15 protein-coding genes are annotated in these 18,516 nt (G+C 72.2%); 5 read left to right on the top strand and 10 right to left on the bottom strand.

The window, feature by feature from the left end:
- Positions 1 to 24: 24 nt before the first annotated feature.
- Complete coding sequence (locus tag OG455_RS07025; protein ID WP_266291340.1) at positions 25 to 459, bottom strand: CBS domain-containing protein; 435 nt, start codon at positions 457 to 459, stop codon at positions 25 to 27.
- A 340-nt stretch (positions 460 to 799) separates the two neighbouring features.
- On the opposite strand from OG455_RS07025, the gene OG455_RS07020 reads away from it, so the two are divergent.
- From OG455_RS07020 to OG455_RS07000, 5 genes are all read left to right on the top strand, one after another.
- Positions 800 to 1,534 (top strand): polyprenol monophosphomannose synthase, encoded by a 735-nt coding sequence (locus tag OG455_RS07020; RefSeq protein WP_266291338.1) that lies wholly within the window; start codon positions 800 to 802, stop codon positions 1,532 to 1,534.
- 254 nt (positions 1,535 to 1,788) lie between these two features.
- Positions 1,789 to 2,676 (top strand): metal-dependent hydrolase, encoded by an 888-nt coding sequence (locus OG455_RS07015; protein ID WP_266291336.1) that lies wholly within the window; start codon positions 1,789 to 1,791, stop codon positions 2,674 to 2,676.
- Between the two features lie 195 nt (positions 2,677 to 2,871).
- Positions 2,872 to 4,029: a PDR/VanB family oxidoreductase gene (locus tag OG455_RS07010; RefSeq protein WP_266291334.1), complete on the top strand. Its 1,158-nt coding sequence runs from the start codon at positions 2,872 to 2,874 to the stop codon at positions 4,027 to 4,029.
- Between the two features lie 3 nt (positions 4,030 to 4,032).
- On the top strand, positions 4,033 to 4,866 hold the full coding sequence (locus tag OG455_RS07005) for a M24 family metallopeptidase (RefSeq protein WP_266291332.1): 834 nt from the start codon (positions 4,033 to 4,035) through the stop codon (positions 4,864 to 4,866).
- Positions 4,863 to 6,611, top strand: coding sequence for an SDR family oxidoreductase (locus OG455_RS07000; protein WP_266291330.1), 1,749 nt, complete (start codon positions 4,863 to 4,865; stop codon positions 6,609 to 6,611). The genes OG455_RS07005 and OG455_RS07000 overlap by 4 nt, the downstream gene beginning before the upstream one ends.
- Positions 6,612 to 6,748: 137 nt before the next feature.
- On the opposite strand, the gene OG455_RS06995 is transcribed toward OG455_RS07000, so the two are convergent.
- From OG455_RS06995 to OG455_RS06955, 9 genes are all read right to left on the bottom strand, one after another.
- Positions 6,749 to 7,969, bottom strand: a complete 1,221-nt coding sequence (locus OG455_RS06995; RefSeq protein ID WP_266291328.1) for a globin domain-containing protein — start codon at positions 7,967 to 7,969, stop codon at positions 6,749 to 6,751.
- 19 nt (positions 7,970 to 7,988) lie between these two features.
- Positions 7,989 to 8,609, bottom strand: coding sequence for a pyridoxamine 5'-phosphate oxidase family protein (locus OG455_RS06990; RefSeq protein ID WP_266291326.1), 621 nt, complete (start codon positions 8,607 to 8,609; stop codon positions 7,989 to 7,991).
- Between the two features lie 539 nt (positions 8,610 to 9,148).
- A complete protein-coding gene (locus OG455_RS06985; RefSeq protein ID WP_266291324.1) occupies positions 9,149 to 10,249 on the bottom strand; it encodes a hypothetical protein in 1,101 nt (366 codons plus the stop codon).
- Complete coding sequence (locus OG455_RS06980) at positions 10,246 to 10,878, bottom strand: RNA polymerase sigma factor (protein ID WP_266300677.1); 633 nt, start codon at positions 10,876 to 10,878, stop codon at positions 10,246 to 10,248. Before OG455_RS06980 ends, OG455_RS06985 begins: the two co-directional genes overlap by 4 nt.
- A 325-nt stretch (positions 10,879 to 11,203) precedes the next feature.
- Positions 11,204 to 12,430 (bottom strand): XdhC family protein, encoded by a 1,227-nt coding sequence (locus OG455_RS06975; protein ID WP_266291322.1) that lies wholly within the window; start codon positions 12,428 to 12,430, stop codon positions 11,204 to 11,206.
- Positions 12,431 to 12,680: 250 nt separating this feature from the next.
- The gene (locus OG455_RS06970) at positions 12,681 to 14,162 is read right to left on the bottom strand and encodes an NCS2 family permease (RefSeq protein ID WP_266291320.1); all 1,482 of its coding nucleotides are present in this window, start codon (positions 14,160 to 14,162) and stop codon (positions 12,681 to 12,683) included.
- A 307-nt stretch (positions 14,163 to 14,469) separates the two neighbouring features.
- A complete protein-coding gene (gene pucD / locus OG455_RS06965) occupies positions 14,470 to 16,830 on the bottom strand; it encodes a xanthine dehydrogenase subunit D (protein WP_266291318.1) in 2,361 nt (786 codons plus the stop codon).
- Positions 16,827 to 17,315, bottom strand: coding sequence for a (2Fe-2S)-binding protein (locus tag OG455_RS06960; protein ID WP_266291316.1), 489 nt, complete (start codon positions 17,313 to 17,315; stop codon positions 16,827 to 16,829). Before OG455_RS06960 ends, pucD begins: the two co-directional genes overlap by 4 nt.
- A complete protein-coding gene (locus OG455_RS06955) occupies positions 17,312 to 18,199 on the bottom strand; it encodes a xanthine dehydrogenase family protein subunit M (RefSeq protein WP_266291314.1) in 888 nt (295 codons plus the stop codon). Before OG455_RS06955 ends, OG455_RS06960 begins: the two co-directional genes overlap by 4 nt.
- Positions 18,200 to 18,516: the final 317 nt, after the last annotated feature.

The following is an 18,516-nucleotide window of genomic DNA, read 5'->3' as shown; positions in this document are numbered from 1 at the left end:
ACCCGCACCGCACGTGACCGAGCGTCAGTGGGTGACGAACATGCTGTCCATGAACTCGATGATCTGCCGGTCGCTCAGGCCCTTGGCCATCTTGTGGCCGTCGGCCAGGTCCTTCTCCGTGATCATGCCGACCAGCATCCCGTCGTCGATCACCGGGATGCGGCGGATCTGGTGCTGCTCCATCTTCTTGAGCACCGTGTCCATGTCGTCGTCGGCGCGCACGCAGTGCAGGTGGCTGCCCAGGTCCATCGCCGTCATGGTCGAGGGGTCCTTGCCCTCGGCGATACATCGGGTGACGATGTCACGGTCCGTGATGATGCCCTTGAGCTTCTTGTCCGGTCCGCAGATCGGCAGGGCGCCCACGCCCTTGTCCCGCATCATCTTGGCCGCCGTCATCAGCGTCTCGCTGGCGTCGACGCACTGGGCCCCGCTGTGCATGATGTCACGCGCTGTGATCACGATGCTCTCCTCTCGATGCCGGAGGGTACCGGCCCGTTCACGGTAGGTCGCAGACCGAGCTATCGCGAGCGGAGCGAGGTGGGCGGCGGCACGTCGGCGGTGCGTCCGCGGCACCGGTAGGCACCGGTAGGCACCGGTAGGCACTGGTCGGCACTGGTCGGCACTGGTCGGTATCGGCCGGCGGCGGTCGGCGCGGCGGTCGGTTGCGACCGTGCGTGCCCCGGGCACCGACCCCGTGTGATCGGTACTCATGTGGCCAGGCGAATATAGGAGTCGGCTGACGCGGCGTACCCGTCCGGGCCGACCGCGAGACCATCATTCCCGTTGAACGGAGCGTCCCTTGACCCTGAAGACCGTCGTGGTGATCCCGACCTACAACGAGGTCGAGAATCTCCCGCGCATCGTCCAGGAAATACTCGGCCTGGAGGTACCGGGCCTTGGCGTCCTGGTGGTCGACGACGGGAGCCCGGACGGCACCGGTGAGGTCGCCGACAAGCTCGCCGAGGCCCATCCGGGGGTGATCGACGTGCTGCACCGCACCACCAAGGACGGGCTGGGCCGGGCGTACCGGGCCGGGATGCGCAAGGCGGTCGCCGACGGCGCCGACCTGGTCGTGCAGATGGACGCCGACTTCTCCCACCCGCCGACGGCGCTGCCGCACATGATCGAGGCCGCTCAGCGGGGCGCCGGGCTGGTGATCGGCTCGCGCTACACCCCTGGCGGCTCGCTGGACGAGGCCTGGGAGCTGCACCGCAGGCTGCTCTCCCGGTGGGCCAACTTCTACGTCAAGACGATCCTCGGCGTCTCCGCGGCGGACGTCACCGCGGGCTTCAACCTCTGGTCCACGGAGGCGCTCGCGGCCGTCGACCTGGAGCGGATCGAGTCCAACGGCTACTCGTTCCAGGTGGAGATGAAGTACCTCGCCTCCCGCGCCGGGGTCCGGATCGCCGAGGTGCCGATCCGCTTCGCGCAGCGGGTCGCGGGCACCTCCAAGATGTCGCTCGGCGCGCAGCTGGAGTCGGCCTGGATGCCGTGGCGCCTGCGCGCCAAGCACAAGGTGGGCGCGAGCGGCTGACCGCGCGCCGAGGTGGACGGGCGGGGTGGACGGGCGGGGTGGACGGCCGGGATGGACGGTGGCGAGGGCCGGCGTCCACCCCGGCCGCCCGCCGGGACCCTGATCCGCCCGCCTGCGCCCTGATCAGTCCGGCCGGTTCCTTGATCCCACTATTAGACTCGATGTCGATAAGAACCGCCGAAACCCTTGTGGCCCGCCGTACCCGCCAGTAGTTTGAGTGCTGACGCCACCCCCGCAGGTCAGGAGGGTCTCCCATGCCCAGAACCGCCCCCGAGGTGCACGCCGACCTCGTGCTGGAGCCGCGCGACGTCAGGTTCGACTGGAGCGCGTTGCCGCTGCACTGGATCCCGGACGAGCCGTTCGCCACCCACGCCATCAATGTGCTGCACCTGCTGCTGCCCGAGGGCGAGCGGTGGTTCATCGAGGTGTTCAAGGACGCGCTGCCGCTGATCACCGACGAGCAGCTGCGTGAGGAGGTGCTCGGGTTCATCGGGCAGGAGTCGATCCATGCCGAGGCGCACCAGGAGGTGCTGGACCACCTGCTGGCCCAGGGGCTGGACCCGCGCCCCTATGTGCGGCAGATCGCCTGGCTGTTCCAGCGGGTGCTGGGCGAGAAGCCGCACCTGCGTCCCCGGCAGCGCCGGGAGAACATCATCGAGCGGGTGGCCTTCGTCGCCGCGATCGAGCACTTCACCGCCTTCCTCGGCAACTGGGCGCTCAACTCGCCCGGCCTGGAGCGGGCCAAGGCCGACGCGACCATGCTGGACCTGCTGCGCTGGCACGGCGCCGAGGAGGTCGAGCACCGCAGCGTCGCCTTCGACCTGATGACCCACCTGGACCCCGGCTACCTGCGCCGGGTCCGCGGCATGACCGTCTCCGGGCCGCTGCTGGTGCACCTGTGGGTGCGCGGGGTGCGGTTCCTGCTGGCCGCCGACCCGACGCTCGACGGGCGGATCCGGCCGAGCTGGAAGCAGGCCCTGGACATCTCCCGGCGCGGGCTGCTGCCGGACCCTGTTCAGTCGCTCCGCTCCGGCCTGCGCTACCTCAAGCGGGGCTACCACCCGACCCAGGAGGGCTCCAGCGCGCAGGCGCTCGGCTACCTCGCCACCTCGCCGGCCGCCCGGGCCGCAGCCGCCCGCTGACCTCGCCGCCCGGCACTCGAAGAACCGGCACTCGAAGAACCGGCACTCGAAGAACCGGCCTCGAAGAACCGGCACTCGAAGAACCGGCCTCGAAGAACCGGCACTCGAAGAACCGGCCTCGAAGAACCAGTACCCGAAGTACGGCCCCAGAAGAACCGGCCCCAGAAGAACCGGCCCCCGATGAACAGGCGCCCGATGAAGAAACAGAGCCCCACGTCGCGGGAGACCGAGCCCGCGCCCACGGCCGTCTTCGGCCGCACCGCCCAGCTCGACCTGGACACCCCGCCACCGGACCTCTACGGCCGCCCGCGCCGGGACCGCTTCATGCACGCGGTCACCACCTTCGGCGAGGTCTACACCCCGGCGCTGGGCCGGCGGCTGCTGCGGCGCAACCCGCGGCTGCCCGCGCCCCGTTCGCGCGCGCCGCTCTCGCTGGTGGTCACCGGGCACCGCGCGGTCGCCGAGCAGGTTCTCGAGCTGCGGCTGGCCGACCCGGCCGGGGACGCGCTGCCCGCCTGGCAGCCAGGCGCCCACCTGCGGCTCACCCTGCCCTCGGGCCGCGAGCGCCACTACTCGCTCTGCGGCGACCCGGCCGACCGCGCCGTCTACCGGATCGCGGTGCGCCGGATCGCGGACGGGGGCGGCGGCTCCCGCGAGATCCACGACGAGCTGCACCTCGGTGCCCGGCTGACGGTGCGCCGGCCGCGCAACGGCTTCGCCTTCTGCGGTGAGCCGCGGGTGCTGCTGCTGGCCGGAGGGATCGGCATCACCCCGCTGCTCCCGATGGCCCGCGAGGCCCAGCGCCGCGGTCTGGACTGGCAGTTGGTGCACACCGGGCGCGATGCCGCCTCGATGCCCTTCGCCGAGGAACTGCTCGCGCTGGCCCCCGACCGGGTCACCCTGCTCGCCGACAGCACGGCGGGCGTGCCGACCGGCGCCGAGCTGCTGGCCCGGGCCCGGCCCGGCACCGCCGTCTACTGCTGCGGCCCGACCCCCATGCTGGCCGCCGTGCAGGACGCCTTCGACGCCTCGCCCGCCACCGCCCTGCACTACGAGCGCTTCGGCGCCGCCCCGATCCTGGACGGCCGCCCGTTCGCCCTCCGCCTCGGCGCGGGCGGCGAGACGCTGTCCGTCCCGGCCGACCGCTCCGCGCTGGACGTGCTGCGCGAGGCCAGGCCCGACCTGCCGTACTCCTGCCACCAGGGGTTCTGCGGCACCTGCCGGGTGCGGGTGCTGGACGGCACCCCCGAGCACCGCGACCGCCGGCTCACCGCCGAGGAGCGCGCGAGCGGCGCCCTGCTGCCCTGCGTCTCCCGCGCGGCCGAGGGCACCACCCTGGTCCTGGAGGTCTGACCGATGCCTTTCGCCTACTCCGACCGGGACCTGGACCGCTTCCGCGAGGTCCAGCAGCTCGCCTACCACTGCGCCGAGCAGGTCGCCGCCTGGATCGAGCCAGGGGTGACCGAGCGCCAGGCCACCGCCGAGCTGCGCCGCCGCCTGGTGGCCGCGGGTGTGGACGACTTCTTCCACGTCCCGTTCGCCTGGTTCGGCGACCGCACCGCGTTCCGCCACTTCCACACCCCGCTGCAGTTCTTCGCGGGCTCCCGGGTGCTGCAGGAGGGCATGCCCTACGTGCTGGACTGCGCCCCGGTGGTGGACGGCTACACCGCCGACATCGGTTACGGCGGCAAGGTCGGCGACAACCCCGTCTGGGACCGGCTCGCCCAGGACCTCAAGGTCTACCGCGAGTTGATCCTGCGCGAGGTGCGGGCCCGCAAGCCGCTCGACGAGGTCTACGCGGCGGTGGACGCCCAGATCGCCGCGCACGGGTACGACAACCGCCACCAGGTCTACCCTGGGCGGGTGATCGGCCACCAGGTGACCCGCAACACCAGCCGCGCGCCCAAGGGCGTCAACCTCTTCGGCTTCGGCCTGCGCACCCTGCAGACCCTGGGCCGGGAGCTGATCAGCGAGCGCCTGCACGGCCGTTCGCCACTCTGGGCCGACGGCCGCGCCTCCCGGCACGCGCCCACCCCCGGCCTGTGGGCGGTGGAGCCGCACATCGGCTTCCGTTCGGTGGGGATCAAGTTCGAGGAGCTGCTGGTGGTCACCGACGACGACGCCTACTGGCTGGACGACGACCTGCCGCACGTGCGGCGCTGGACGAGCCTTGAGGAGGCCGCCGCATGAGCACCGGCCGCATGAGCACCGGTCAGCCGAGCCCGGTCCGCCGACGGACCGTGCGCAGCGCGGGCGTCGACCTGGCCGTCTTCGAGCAGGGCGACCCCACCGCACCCACCGTGCTGCTGGTGCACGGCTATCCGGACACCCACCGGGTCTGGGACGACGTGGCCGCCGACCTGGCCGCCGACCACCACGTGGTCCGCTACGACGTGCGCGGCGCGGGCGAGTCCTCGGCGCCGGCCGACCGCTCCGGGTACCGCCTGGAGCTGCTGGCCGCCGACCTCTTCGCGGTGGCCGACGCGGTGCGCCCCGACCGCCCGGTGCACGTGGTCGCGCACGACTGGGGCTCGCTGCAGTCCTGGGAGGCCGTCACCGAACCCGGCGCCGAGCGCCGACTCGCCTCCTACACCACGATGTCCGGCCCCTGCCTGGACCATATGGGCCACTGGATCCGGCACCGGCTGCGCCGCCCCACCCCCCGCCACCTGCGCCAACTCCTGGTGCAGGGAGCGCACTCCTGGTACATCACCGCCTTCCACCTGCCCTTCCTGGCCCCCGCCACCTGGCGCCTGGGCCTGGCCCGGGCCTGGCCCAGGGTGCTGCGCGACCTGGAGGGGGTGCGGCCGCGCACCGGCCACCCGCAGCCGACGATCCGTCAGGACGCCGTTCGCGGAATCGAGTTGTACCGGGCGAACATGCGTCCCACGCTGCGCCACCCGCGCGAGCGGCCCACCGAGGTCCCGGTGCAGCTGGTCACGCTGCGCCGCGACCACTACGTCAGCCCGTTCCTGTCCGAGGGCCTGGAACGCTGGGTGCCGCAGCTGACCCGGCGCGAGCTGAACGCGACCCACTGGTCCGCGCTGCTCGAACAGGGGCCGGTGGTGGCGGGTCTGGTGCGCGAGTTCGCCGGGCGGATCGAGGCGACCGGGCGTCCGCCGGGCCCGGGTGAGCGGGTGGTGGTCGTCACCGGCGCCGGCAGCGGGATCGGGCGCGCCACCGCGTTGGCCTTCGGTGAGGAGGGCGCCACCGTGGTGGTTTGCGACCTCGACCTCGCGGCCGCAGAGCGGACCGCCGAACTGGTCACGCTGGTCGGCGGCGCGGGCCACGCCTACCGGGTGGACGTCAGCGACGGCGCGGCCGTGGACGCCTTCGCGCAGCAGGTGGCGGCCGCCCACGGGGTGCCGGACGTGCTGGTGAACAACGCCGGTATCGGGCACTCGGGCACCTTCCTGCAGACCACCGAGAAGGAGTGGCAGCGGGTCCTGGACGTCAACCTGTGGGGCGTGATCCACGGCTGCCGGGCCTTCGGCGCGCTGATGGTCGAGCGCGGCCGGGGCGGCCACATCGTCAACCTGGCCTCCGCGGCGGCCTATCTGCCCTCCAAGGTGCTCGCCGCCTACGCCACCAGCAAGGCCGCGGTGCTGATGCTCTCCGACTGCCTGCGGGCCGAACTCGCCGACAGCGGGATCGGGGTGAGCGCGATCTGCCCCGGCATCGTCAACACCAACATCACCAGGACCTCGACCTTCTCCGGGGTCTCGGCGAGCGAGCAGGCCGCCAAGCAGGCCCGGGTGGCCAAGCTCTACGCCCGCCGGGGCTTCCCGCCGGAGAAGGTGGCCGCCGAGATCGTCAAGGCGGTGCGCACCGGCAAGCCGGTGGTCCCGGTCACGGTGGAGGCGAAGGTCGCGCGCTGGGTCGGGCGGATCTCACCCGGGCTGCTGCGCCGGGCCGCGCGGATCAACGCGGGCTGACCGACCCGGGCACGGCCTGGGTACGACGTGGGCGCGGCCCGGGTGGGCGGTGGTGGGCGGGGCGGTGATGGGCGGGTGGGCGGTGGTGGGCGGGCCGATTCGCCCGCCCACCACCGCCCGGCCCCGCTCGCGTCCGGCTAGCGTGAGGTCCCGTCAGCGCCAGTGCGCGGCTGCTCGGACGCTCGGAACTCCGCGTCCAGCAGCCCCGAGGTGATGTCCAGTTCCGCCGGCGTGGTGTTCAGCTCGTAGTGCAGCCGCTCGGCGGGCACGCCGTCGCGCTGGAACCGCTCGACCATGCTGACCACCATGTCGTCCGGCCCGCTGACGAAGACCTCGTGCTCCACCCAGTGGCCCTGGGCCGGGACCACCTCGGGCAGCCGGCCCACCACGCCCTGGTAGCCGATCTCCTCGGAGACCACCGGCACCAGCAGCAGCCGGGGGAAGACGCTGGCCAACTGCCGCAGGCTCCGCAGGTCGTAGAGGTCGCGCTCGTGGCGCGCGCCGACGAACAGGTGCAGGGTGAGCGGGCGGTTGCGCGCGATCATCTCCTCGACCAGCGCCTTCACCGGGGCCAGGCCGGTGCCGCCGGCCACGCAGACCACCCGGCGGGCCGGCCGCTCGGGCAGCGTCATGGTGCCGCGCCCCGGACCCAGGCGGACGACGTCGCCGACCCGGGTGTGCTGGACCAGCGTGTTGCTCACCCAGCCGGCCGGCACGGCCCGCACGTGCAGGCTCACCAGGCCGTCGCGGCGCGGCGCGTTGGCGATCGAGTACGGGCGCCAGACCCGGGGCCAGCGGGCGGTCTCCACGGTGGTGTACTGGCCGGCCCGGTAGGGGAACGGGGCGTCCGGGCGCAGGGTCAGTACCGCCAGGTCGTCGGAGCGCCGCTCGTGCGCCACCACCTCGGCCAGCCAACTCGCCGGGGTCTGCCCGGCCTCGGCCTCGGCGGCTCCGCTCATCGCGGCCGCGATCTGACCGTAGGCCGCGGTCCAGGCCCGCTCGTGGGCGGGGGTCCAGGCCTCGCCGGCGAACCGGCGCAGGGTGGCCAGCAGCGCCGATCCCACGGCGTCGTAGTGTGCGGTGCGCACCCCGTACTTGCGGTGGTCACGCCCCAACTGCTGCAGGAAGGTGGTCAGTTCGGCGGGCCGGTCGAGCATCCGCACGGCGCCGGCCAGCGCCCGGAAGAGCCGGTCGCGCTGCAGGTCCATGGCGGGCGGGAAGAGCTCGCGGACCTCGGGATCGTGCAGGAAGAGCGTCGCGTAGAAGTGGCCGGTGAGCTTGTCCGCGTGCTGGTCGACCAGGGCGAAGCTCTCGCGGATCAGGGTCAGGTTCTCGGTCTTGTCGGTCTCATCAGTCATGGCGGTGGATGACGCTGCGTCAGATTCCTTGTCCGCTGGTTTCCTTGGCGCCGAAGAAGTCGCCGCCCTTACGTCGTGCGTCGTCGGTGCCCCAGGCGCGGGTGCGCGCCACCGGGACGAACCTGGGGATGTGCTTGGCGCAGTGCAGATAGGCCTCCTCGATGTCGATCAGCACCCAGTGCTCGGCCCGCCGGCCCGGCGCGGTCTCCAGTGGCAGGCCGGGTGCGCTCGGGCGCAGGTCGACGTCCTCGACCACCCGGGCCCGGCCGTTGATGTGCAGACCGATCACGTCGCGGACGAAATCGACCAGCAGCAGGCCGACATGGCCGTTCTCGCTGATGTTGCCCAGGCTCGCCATCACGCCGTTGCCCCGGTACTCGGGGTAGGCGAGGGTCCGCTCGTCCAACACGTGCAGGAAGCCGGGCGGGCCGGCCCGGAAGGTGGCGTCGCACTCGCCGTTCGCGTCCGAGGTGGCGACGAAGGCCATCTCCTGGCGGGCGACGAACTCCCGCATGGCCGGGTTCAGATGGTCCAGCACCTGCTCGCGGTAGAACCGCTCGGCCCGCTCGGCGGTGCCGTGCGCCTGCTGCAACTGGTGCTCGCCGGCTGAACCGGGGCGGTGGAGCAGGTGCTTGCCCATCGGGCCTCCGCATCCTGAGGGGGTCGTGAGGGGAGGTGGGTGACGGTGAATCCACTGCCGTGAATCCACCGATATGTCAAGGGCATGACAAGATCTCCCCTGGACGTACACAACTGTGGGTGAACGCACCGGCGTTCGACCATCCATCGGAACCCTACACGTAGCGCGACGAGCGGTCACCCGGCAGTTTGCCGAGGTCGTGCGGGCACGACAGCGCTCTGGGAGGGTGCTGTGCGAGGGCGTGCTGGGACGGCTCCGGGGCGGCGGCGCGCCGGAGCGTGGGGAGCCTGGGCCAGGCCCGGCCGACCCCAGCCGGGCCGGACCCAGACTCGTACCGCGGGGTGACGGACCCGGGGGAGTCCGTCACCCCGTCGGGGCCGGCGGCCGAACTCATGCACAGTCAGGGCCGCCGGAGTTCCGGGAGGGTGGTGTGCCCGGGGAAGCCACCACCCGTCCCGGAGTCTGAGGGGGTATCGCGTTGTACTGCGTGTACTGCGTGTACTGCCTGGACCGCGTGTCGCGGAGCTCTTCGCGCCGGCTCACAGCCTCCCGTGGTCGAGGCCGCCGCTGACGCCGCCGAGGATGCCGCCGTCCGGCCCCTGCGGGGCTCGGCCGCGGTCCTGTCCGCCGGTCGGGCTCGGTGCGACCGCGGTGCGGGTCGCGCTCGGGACCGGTGTGGGCAGGCGGCCCGGGGTGGGGTCGCCGGCCCTGGGCGAGGGCACTTGGGAGGCGGCCGGCGAGCTCTTGCCGTCCTGGTCGCCCTGCTTCAGCAGGGCGGCGCAGAAGGTGCGGACCCGGTCCGAGCCGCCCGCCGCGCGCGTCAGCGGCTCGAACCGGGAGTCGGCGGAGCCGGACTGGCCGTCGCTCGGCCAGACGCGGCAGAGCGGCAGCAGCACGGCGGCGAGACCCGACCCGCTGGGCAGCGCCTGCCCGGGCACCGCGGTCCTGCCCGACGGACTCGCGGCCGAGGGCCCCGGCGAGGTCGCGGCAGTGCCGCCGCCACCCCCGCCGGAGCCGCCCGAGCTACCCGAGCCGGCCGGGTCGCCGAGCGAAGCACCGGCTGATCCCGAGCCGCCGGGCAGCGGCCGGGCAGCGGCGGGTCCGCTCGCCGGTCCGTCGGCCCGCGCCGTGCTCGGCCGCGCGGTGCCGGGCGCGCCGGTCCAGCTCGCGACCGGGGCGGCGGAGGCCGAAGCGCTGGTGGCCGTGTTGTCGGCGGGCACGGAGTGTCCCTGGCCGCCGAGCACGACCGGCAGGTGCCCCGTCCCGGCCGCCACCGCTACCCCGCCGATCGCCGTCACCGCCAGCGCTGCCACGGCGGCCTTCGCACTGAGGAACCGCGTGGGTACGCGGAACCTCTGCGGTGCGCAGCTGGCCATCGGGCGACTCCGGGGCTTGGACGGGGCGGGCGGGGTGGACGGGACGAGTGGCGCGGTGGCACGGGTCGGAGCGAGGCGGGCGGCCTCCCGGAACGCGGTCACGGCCGCCTCCTCGCCGGTCAGTTCGGCCGCGGTCGCGGGGGCGGCAGCGGCGGCGAGCAGTCCGGAGAGGGCGTCCAGACCGCCCGGCGTACCGTCCGCGCCGCCGGCCAGCAGGTGCTCGGCGGCGTCGCGGTCGATCCGACGGGGTCGGTTGGTGCTCATCTCATGTCCTTCAGCGTCGAGGCTCCGGGTTGTGTCACACCTTCGGCGAGATTTTTCTTGAGCCGTTTCGACGGGCCGCGCTGAGTGGGGACGGCGCCGGGCGAGTCGAGCAGTTTGGCCAGCCGGCGCAGGCCCCGGTGGGCGGCCATCCGGACGCTGCCGGCCCGCTTGCCGAGCACCTGGGCCGCGCTCTCCGCGTCCAGTTGCAGCACCACGCGCAGCAGCACCGCCTCGGCCTGGTCCCGGGGCAGCCCGGCGATCAGGTCCAGCGCCTCCCGGGTCCCGAGGGCGGTCAGCACGCTGCCCTCGGTGTCCTCCGGGGCGGGCAGGTCGAGCAGTTCCTCGACCGGCAGGTCGGCGGTGGGCCGCCGCCGCCGGGCCCGCAGGTGGTCCAGCGCGCGGTGCCGGGCGATGGTGGCGGCCCAGCCCCGGAAGCCGTCGCCGTCGCCGTGGAAGGTGTGCAGGTCCCGGGCGATCTGCAGCCAGGCCTCCGAGGCGATGTCCTCGGCGTCCCCGGCGCCGCTGCCGTCGCCGCCCACCATGACCCGCAGGTAGCGCAGCAGCATCGGCTGCACGATGCGGAAGACCAGCCGGAACGCCTCTTCGTCGCCGTTCTGCGCGGCTCGCACCGCGTGCCCGAGTCTCTCCGTGTCGCCCGCCGTGTCGCCGGTCGTGGCGCCGGGGTCGGTGGACGGCGGTGGGGTCGGTGGCGAGCCGTCGGCGGCGGCGTACCCGAACTGATCTGCGTTTTGCACCGAGCCATCATCCCCTCTGTTCGGACCTGGACATGCAAGATCCCGCCCGGTGCGCTGCTCCGGACGGGATCTTCGTCAGGTGTGCCGCGGCGAACGGCTTTTCCTGTGAGCTTGCTGAGTACTGACGGTGCGTCAGGCAGCGGAGGTGGCGGAACCGGCGGGCGGAACCGGGGCCGCAGCGGGGGCCGGACGGGACGTGTCAGGCGACCCGGCGGCCCTTGGCGGGCTTGCCGCCGGCCCGCTCCAGGTCGTGGTGGATCGGGCCCGCGCCCGCCGACAGCGGCAGGCAGCCGCCGCCGCGGCGGCTGGCGACGATCTCGGCGGCGACCGCGACGGCGGTCTCCTCGGGGGTGCGGGCCCCCAGGTCCAGGCCGATCGGCGAGCGCAGCCGGGCGATCTCCGCCTCGGTCAGGCCGACCTCGCGCAGCTTGGCGTTGCGGTCCAGGTGGGTCTTGCGCGAGCCCATCGCGCCGACGAAGCCGACCGGCAGCCGCAACGCCCGTTCCAGCAGCGGGATGTCGAACTTGGCGTCGTGGGTCAGCACGCAGAGCACGGTGCGGCCGTCGATGCCCGCGTTCCGCTCGGGCGCGGCCAGTTGGGCGTCCAGGTAGCGGTGCGGCCAGTCGACCACCACCTCGTCTGCCTCCGGGAAGCGGCGCCTTGTGGCGAAGACCGGCCGGGCGTCGCAGACGGTCACCCGGTAGCCGAGGAACTTGCCGATCCGCACCACGGCGGCGGCGAAGTCGATCGCGCCGAAGACCAGCATCCGCGGCTTGGGGACGTAGGACTCGACGAAGAAGGTGACGGTGCTCGCGGCCGTCCCCGCGGGCATGCCCGCCGAGACCATCGGAGTGCAGGGGCGGCCGTCCAGCGCCAGGGTGACCTTGGCGGTCTTCCCCGCGTCCAGCAGCGCGCGCGCCTCGGCGACGGCCGAGCGCTCCAGCGCGCCGGTGGTCGAGGGGCCGGCGGGGGAGAGGGCGCCGTGGTGGGTGTCGGCGGTCACCGCGACGGTGGCGCCGAGCAGCGCGGTCGGGCCCTCGATCACCCGGACCAGCGCGACCGGGGTGCCGGAGGCGATGTAGGTGATGCCCGCGTCCAGTCCGGCGTCCGCGCCGGGGACGATCGGCTGGACGAAGACGTCCAGGATGCCGCCACAGGTCAGGCCGACCGCGAAGGCGTCCTCGTCGCTGTAGCCGAAGCGCTCCAGCACCGGCTGCCCGGACTCGATCGCCTCCCGGCACAGCTCGTAGACCGCGCCCTCGACGCAGCCGCCCGAGACGCTGCCGACGGCCTCGCCGTCCGCGTCCACGGCCAGCGCCGCGCCGGGGTCGCGCGGGGCGCTGCCCGAGACGCCGACCACCGTGGCCACGGCGAAGGACCGCCCGGCGGCGTGCCAGGCCTGCAACTGCTCGGCGATGTCCTGCATGTCCGTGGCTCCTATCGGCGGTGTCGAGGGTCGGTGTCGTCGACGGTGAAGGGTGTCGAGGGTCAGTCTCGTCGAGGGTCGGTGCTGTCGATGGTCGGTTCTGTCGACGGTCTGCGCTGTCGATGATCGGCAGATCTATGGTCACTGATCTCAAGGGTCTGACGGTCGATGATCTATGACATCAATAGTTGGTGTCATAGATGACCGGTGCCGCGCGGGGACGGAGGCCCCCCGTGCGGCACCGGTACCGCTAGTGGACTCCCAGCCACTCCTTGATCGGAGTGAGCGCGAAGTAGATCAGGAAGACGGCGGTCAGGATCCACATCAGCGGACCCGGCTCGCGCCACCTGCCCTTGCCGGCCTTGATCACCGTGTAGGAGACCACGCCGGCCGCGACACCGGCCGTGATGCTGTAGGTGAACGGCATCAGCGTGCAGGTGAGGAAGGCCGGGATCGCCACGTCGCGGTCGGCCCAGTCGATGTGCCGTGCCTGGCTCATCATCATCGAGCCGATCACCACCAGCGCGGCCGAGGCGACCTCGACCGGCACGATGCCGGCCAGTGGGGAGAAGAAGAGCATCAGGGTGAAGACACCGCCGGTGACCAACGAGGCGAGACCCGTCCTGGCACCCTCGCCGACGCCGGTGGCGGACTCGACGAAGACCGTCTGGCCCGAGGCGCCGACCAGGCCGCCGATCGCGCCGCCGGAACCGTCGATGAAGAGCGCCTTGGAGAGGCCCGGCATCCGGCCCTGCTTGTCGGCCAGACCGGCCTCGGTGCCGACGCCGATGATGGTGGCCATCGCGTCGAAGAAGCCGGCCAGCACCAGGGTGAAGACCGCGACCGAGGCGCTGATCGCGCCCATGCCCTTGGAACCGAAGGCACCGAACAGGTCGACATGGCCGACCAGGCCGAAGTTCGGCGCGGCGACCGGGCTGCCCGGCCAGACCGGCGGCGCGCTGCCCCAGGCCTTGGTGGGGATGTGGCCGATCGCGTTGACGATGAAGGCGAAGACCGTGCCGGCCGTGATGCCGATCAGGATGGCGCCGCGGACGTTGCGCGCCAGCAGCACGAAGATGATCAGCAGCGTGACGGCGAAGCAGACCACCGGCCACCCGGTGAGTTCACCCTCGGGGCCGAGCGAGACCAGGGTGGGCCCGCCGCTCTGCACGAAACCGGCCTTGTGCAGGCCGATCAGCGAGACGAAGAGGCCGATGCCGATGGTGATCGCGTGCTTGAGCGCCAGCGGTATGCCGTTCATGATCTTCTCGCGCAGGCCGGAGACGACCAGCAGCACGATCAGCAGACCGTAGATCACGCAGAGGCCGAAGGCCTGGGCCCAGGTGGTGTGGGGGACGACCAGGGCGGAGACCGCTCCGGACACCGACAGGCCGGCGGCGACCGCCAGCGGCACGTTGCCCACCACACCCATCAGGATGGTGGTGACGGCGGCGGCGAGCGCCGTTGCCGTGGTGAGCTGCGCGTGGTCCAGTTTGACGCCGGTGACGTCGGCGCCGCTCAGGATGAGCGGGTTGAGCAGGACGATGTAGGCCATCGCCATGAAGGTGGTCAGGCCACCGCGGATCTCGTTGCCGAAGGTCGAGCCTCTTGCCGAGATCTTGAAATACGCGTCCAGGGCATTCTTCGAAGCTGGTGCCGAGGCCGACGTGGGGGTGTCGGCCTGGTGGGGGATCTCTTCAGTGGTGCCAGGCTCCGTGGGGATCCGGGTCATGTCCACTCCCAAGGTTCAAAGGGGATTGGGGTGGGCGAGCCGACCTGAACGTCAAGGGGGAGACGGCACAGGGGGACTTGTTCGACTCACGAGGTGCACTCGGTGTGCGTGCGGTGCGTGGGGTGGTGCGCACCGCTGCAGAGCCCCGGCGTGGGAGAGGCAGCGGGATCGTGCACTTGCTGGGTACTGCTGGGTACTGCTGGGTACTGCTGAGTGGCGCTGGGCACTGCTGGTGGTGCGCCCCGGGGCGGCGGGGGAAGACGTTGGCCGCCGCCCCGGGAGGTAGGGAGCGGGAACCGCTCTGCGGTCAGAGCGTCCCGGTGATGTGCTCGGGCCGGACCGGGATCCGGTTGAGCGCGATGCCCGTGGCCTGCCTGATCGCGGCGACGATCGAGGGGGTGGCCGAGACCGTGGGCGCCTCGCCGACCCCGCGCAGCCCGTACGGGGCGTTCGGGTCGGGCAGCTCCAGCACGTCCACCGGGATCGGCGGGACGTCCAGGATGGTCGGGATCAGGTAGTCGGTGAAGGAGGCGTTGCGCACCTTGCCGTCCTTGACGATGATCTCCTCCATCACCGCCAGGCCCAGCGCCTGCGTGCAGCCGCCCTGGATCTGGCCGACCACCGAGAGCGGGTTGAGCGCCTTGCCGACGTCCTGGGCGGCGGTCAGCTCGACCACCTTGACCAGGCCCAGCTCGACGTCCACGTCGACCACCGCGCGGTTGGCGCAGAAGGTGTACTGGACGTGGCCGAAGCCCTGCCCGGTCACCTTGTCGAAGGCTTCGGTGGGGCGGTGGTGGTGCTCGCGGGTCAGGTCGATCGCCTCGTCGCCGAGCAGGTCCACCATCGAGACCAGCGAACCCTGCGCCGCCGAGACCACCTTGCCGCCGACCAGGTCGAGGTCGGTCTGGGTCCAGCCGTAGCGCTTGCGGCCCTTCTCGATCAGCGCCTGCTTCACGGCCTCGGCCGCGAGCTTCACCGCGCCGCCGGTCATGTAGGTCTGCCGCGAGGCGGAGGTGGAGCCGGCCGAGCCGACCTCGGTGTTGGCCGGGTGGATGGTGACCTGCTCGACCCCGAGCTCGGTGCGGGCGATCTGGGCGTGCACGGTGATGCCGCCCTGGCCGACCTCGGCCATCGCGGTGTGCACCATGGCGACCGGCTCGCCGCCGATGACCTCCAGGCGCACCCGGGCGGTGGAGTAGTCGTCGAAGCCCTCGGAGAAGCCGACGTTCTTGATGCCGACCGAGTAGCCGATACCGCGCACGATGCCCTCGCCGTGCGAGGTGTTCGACAGCGCGCCGGGCAGCTCGCGGATGTCGAGGTTGGCCAGGTCCAGCGGCGGCGGCAGCGGCATGTCCTTGACCCGCCGCAGCAGTTCGGCCACCGGGGCGGGCGAGTCGATCTGCTGGCCCGTGGGCAGGCGGTCGCCCTCCGACATCGCGTTCAGCTGGCGCAACTCGACCGGGTCCATGCCCAGTTCGGCGGCGAGCCGGTCCATCTGGGTCTCGTAGCCGAAGCACGCCTGCACCGCGCCGAAGCCGCGCATCGCGCCGCAGCTGGGGTTGTTGGTGTAGAGCGCGATGGCCTCCATCCGCACGTTCGGGATGTTGTACGGGCCGTTGCCCAGCGAGGCCGCGTTGCCGACCACGGCGGGGGAGGCGGAGGCGTAGGCGCCGCCGTCCAGCACCAGGCGCACGTCGGAGTAGACCAGCTTGCCGTCGCGGGTGGCGCCGTGCTCGTAGCTCATCTTCGCCGGGTGGCGGTGCACGTGGCCGAAGAAGGACTCGTCGCGGGCGTAGACGATCTTGACCGGCTTGCCGGTGCGCTGGGCCAGCAGCGAGGCGTGGATCTGCATCGACAGGTCCTCGCGGCCGCCGAAGGCGCCGCCGACGCCGGCCAGGGTCAGGCGCACCTTCTCCTCGGGCAGACCGAGCACCGGGGCCATCTGCTGGCGGTCCACGTGCAGCCACTGGGTGGCCACGTAGAGGTCGATGCCACCGTCCTCGGCGGGCACCGCGAGGCCGGACTCCGGGCCCAGGAAGGCCTGGTCCTGCATGCCGACCTCGTACTCGCCCTTGACGACCACGTCCGCCAGCGCCTTGACCTCGTCGGTCACGCCCTGGCCGAAGACCAACCGCTGCGAGTGGCAGATGTTGCCGGAGCCGTGCGACTTGTACTCGTGCGGCTCGTGCACGTAGCCGTGCACCTCGGGGTTGAGCGCCTGCTCCTCGGTGGTGATCGGGGTGAGCACCTCGTACTCGACCTTGATCTTCTTCACCGCGCGGCGGGCCGTCTCCGGGTGGTCGGCCGCCACCAGCGCGATCGCCTCACCGTGGTAGCGGACCTTGTCGATGGCCAGGGCCGGCTGGTCCTGGATCTCCAGGCCGTAGAACTTCGTGCCCGGGATGTCCTCGTGGGTCAGCACCGCGTAGACGCCCGGGGTCCTGAGCGCCTCGGAGATGTCCACCGAGAGGATGTTGGCGCGCGGGTGCGGCGAGCGCAGCGCCATGCCCCAGAGCATGTCCTCGTGCCACATGTCCGAGGAGTAGGCGAACTCGCCCTTGACCTTCAGCGTGCCGTCCGGGCGCAGCGGCGAGCCGCCGATGCCGTCCTTGCTGCCGGTGGTGATGTCCTGCAGGTTCTTCTGGCCCTGGATGGTCCGCGTGCTCATTCCGCCGCCCCCGCCTTCTGGCACTTGCGGGCGGACGCCAGCCGCACCGCGTCCATGATCTTCTCGTAACCGGTGCAGCGGCAGAGGTTGCCGCTCAGCGCCTCGCGGATGTCCGTGTCGCTGGGCTGCGGGCTGCGCTCCAGCAGCGCGTCGGTCTGCACCAGCAGGCCCGGGGTGCAGAAGCCGCACTGCACGGCGCCGGCGTCGATGAACGACTGCTGGACCAGGCCCAGCTCGCCGCTCTCCTCGGTCAGGCCCTCGACGGTGCGGACCTCGCGGTCCTGCACCTGGCCGGCCGCCACCAGGCAGGAGCAGACCGGGGTGCCGTCCAGGTAGACCGTGCAGGAGCCGCACTCGCCCTGCTCGCACGCGTTCTTCGAACCCGGCAGGCCGACCCGCTCGCGCAGCACGTAGAGCAGGCTCTCGCCCTCCCACACGTCGTCCGCCTCGACCGGCTTCCCGTTGGCGGTGAATGTGACCCTCATGCCGCGCTCCTGATCTGCTTGCTGTAGTCGGTCCAGGTCCAGGTGAGGGTGCGGCGGGCCATCACGGCCAGCGAGTGCCGCCGGTAGTCGGCGGTGCCGCGCACATCGTCGATCGGCGAGGCGGCGGCCTTCACCAGCTCGCCGAACCGCTGGGTCACCTCGGTGCCCAGCAGAGCGCCCGACTCCCACAGCCCGCGCTCCTCGAGCACGCCCTGCAGGTACTCCTCCGCCTCGACGGCGCGACGCGGCGTGGGGGCAGCCGAGCCGATACCGGTTCCGACGGTGTGGTTCTTGGGGTGCAGCGCGAAGCCGAACGCGCAGACCGCGATGACCATCGCGTTGCGGGTGCCGATCTTCGAGAACTGCTGCGGGCCGTCCGCCACCGGGATGAGGACGGCGCGGATCAGCTCGTCCTTCTCCAGGCTGTTGCGCTTGACCCCGACGTAGAACTCGTCGATCGGGATCAGTCGGGTGCCGCGCACCGAGCAGGCCTCGACGAAGACATCGCGTCCGGCGGCCAGCAGCGCCGGGTGGGCGTCACCCGCCGGGGAGGCGCCGCCCAGGTTCCCGCCGACCCCGCCCCGGTTGCGGATCTGGGGTGAGCCGACCGTGTGCGCCGCACGCGCCAGCCCCGGCAGGGGCTCGGACAGCTCGTCGATGATCCGGGAATACGGGACCGCGGCCCCGAGTCTGACCACGCCGTCGGTGATCGACCACTCGGTCAGCTCGGTGATGCGGTTCAGGTCGAGCAGTGCAGCCGGCCGGTGAACATCGAAGTTCATCTCGACCATCACGTCGGTGCCGCCCGAGATCGGCAGCGCGGTCGGGTGCTCAGCCTTAACCGCGAGAGCCTCGTCCCAGGTAGCGGGCCGCAGGAACTCCATGCGGGTGTCTCCTCAAGTCGTCGCCAATCGAACCAGTGGGCACAGCGCCCGGAAACCCGCGGGAATTCGCCCGGTTGGGGGCGTCGGCGCGGGATTCCCAAACCTCCGGTGCTCGGACCGGCCACCGGAGCGTTGCCGGGGCGTTGAGTCCTGGTCACCGGGGTGTGTCCGGCGGCGTGTCAGCCAGTGAACCGCTGTGACGGGGCCCACTGGCAGTCACCGATGGCATGAAGCCCGTGCTTCGGTGCCGCCCGGCATCCTGTACGTTCCTCTAAGGCCGATGAATCCCCTGCTGAGCGGTCTGCCAACCGCCGCTT

It is taken from the genome of Kitasatospora sp. NBC_01287 (assembly GCF_026340565.1).
GTDB lineage: Bacteria > Actinomycetota > Actinomycetes > Streptomycetales > Streptomycetaceae > Kitasatospora.
The sequence above is the reverse complement of the archived record's forward strand: the minus strand, read 5'-3'. Positions and strand labels throughout refer to the sequence as shown.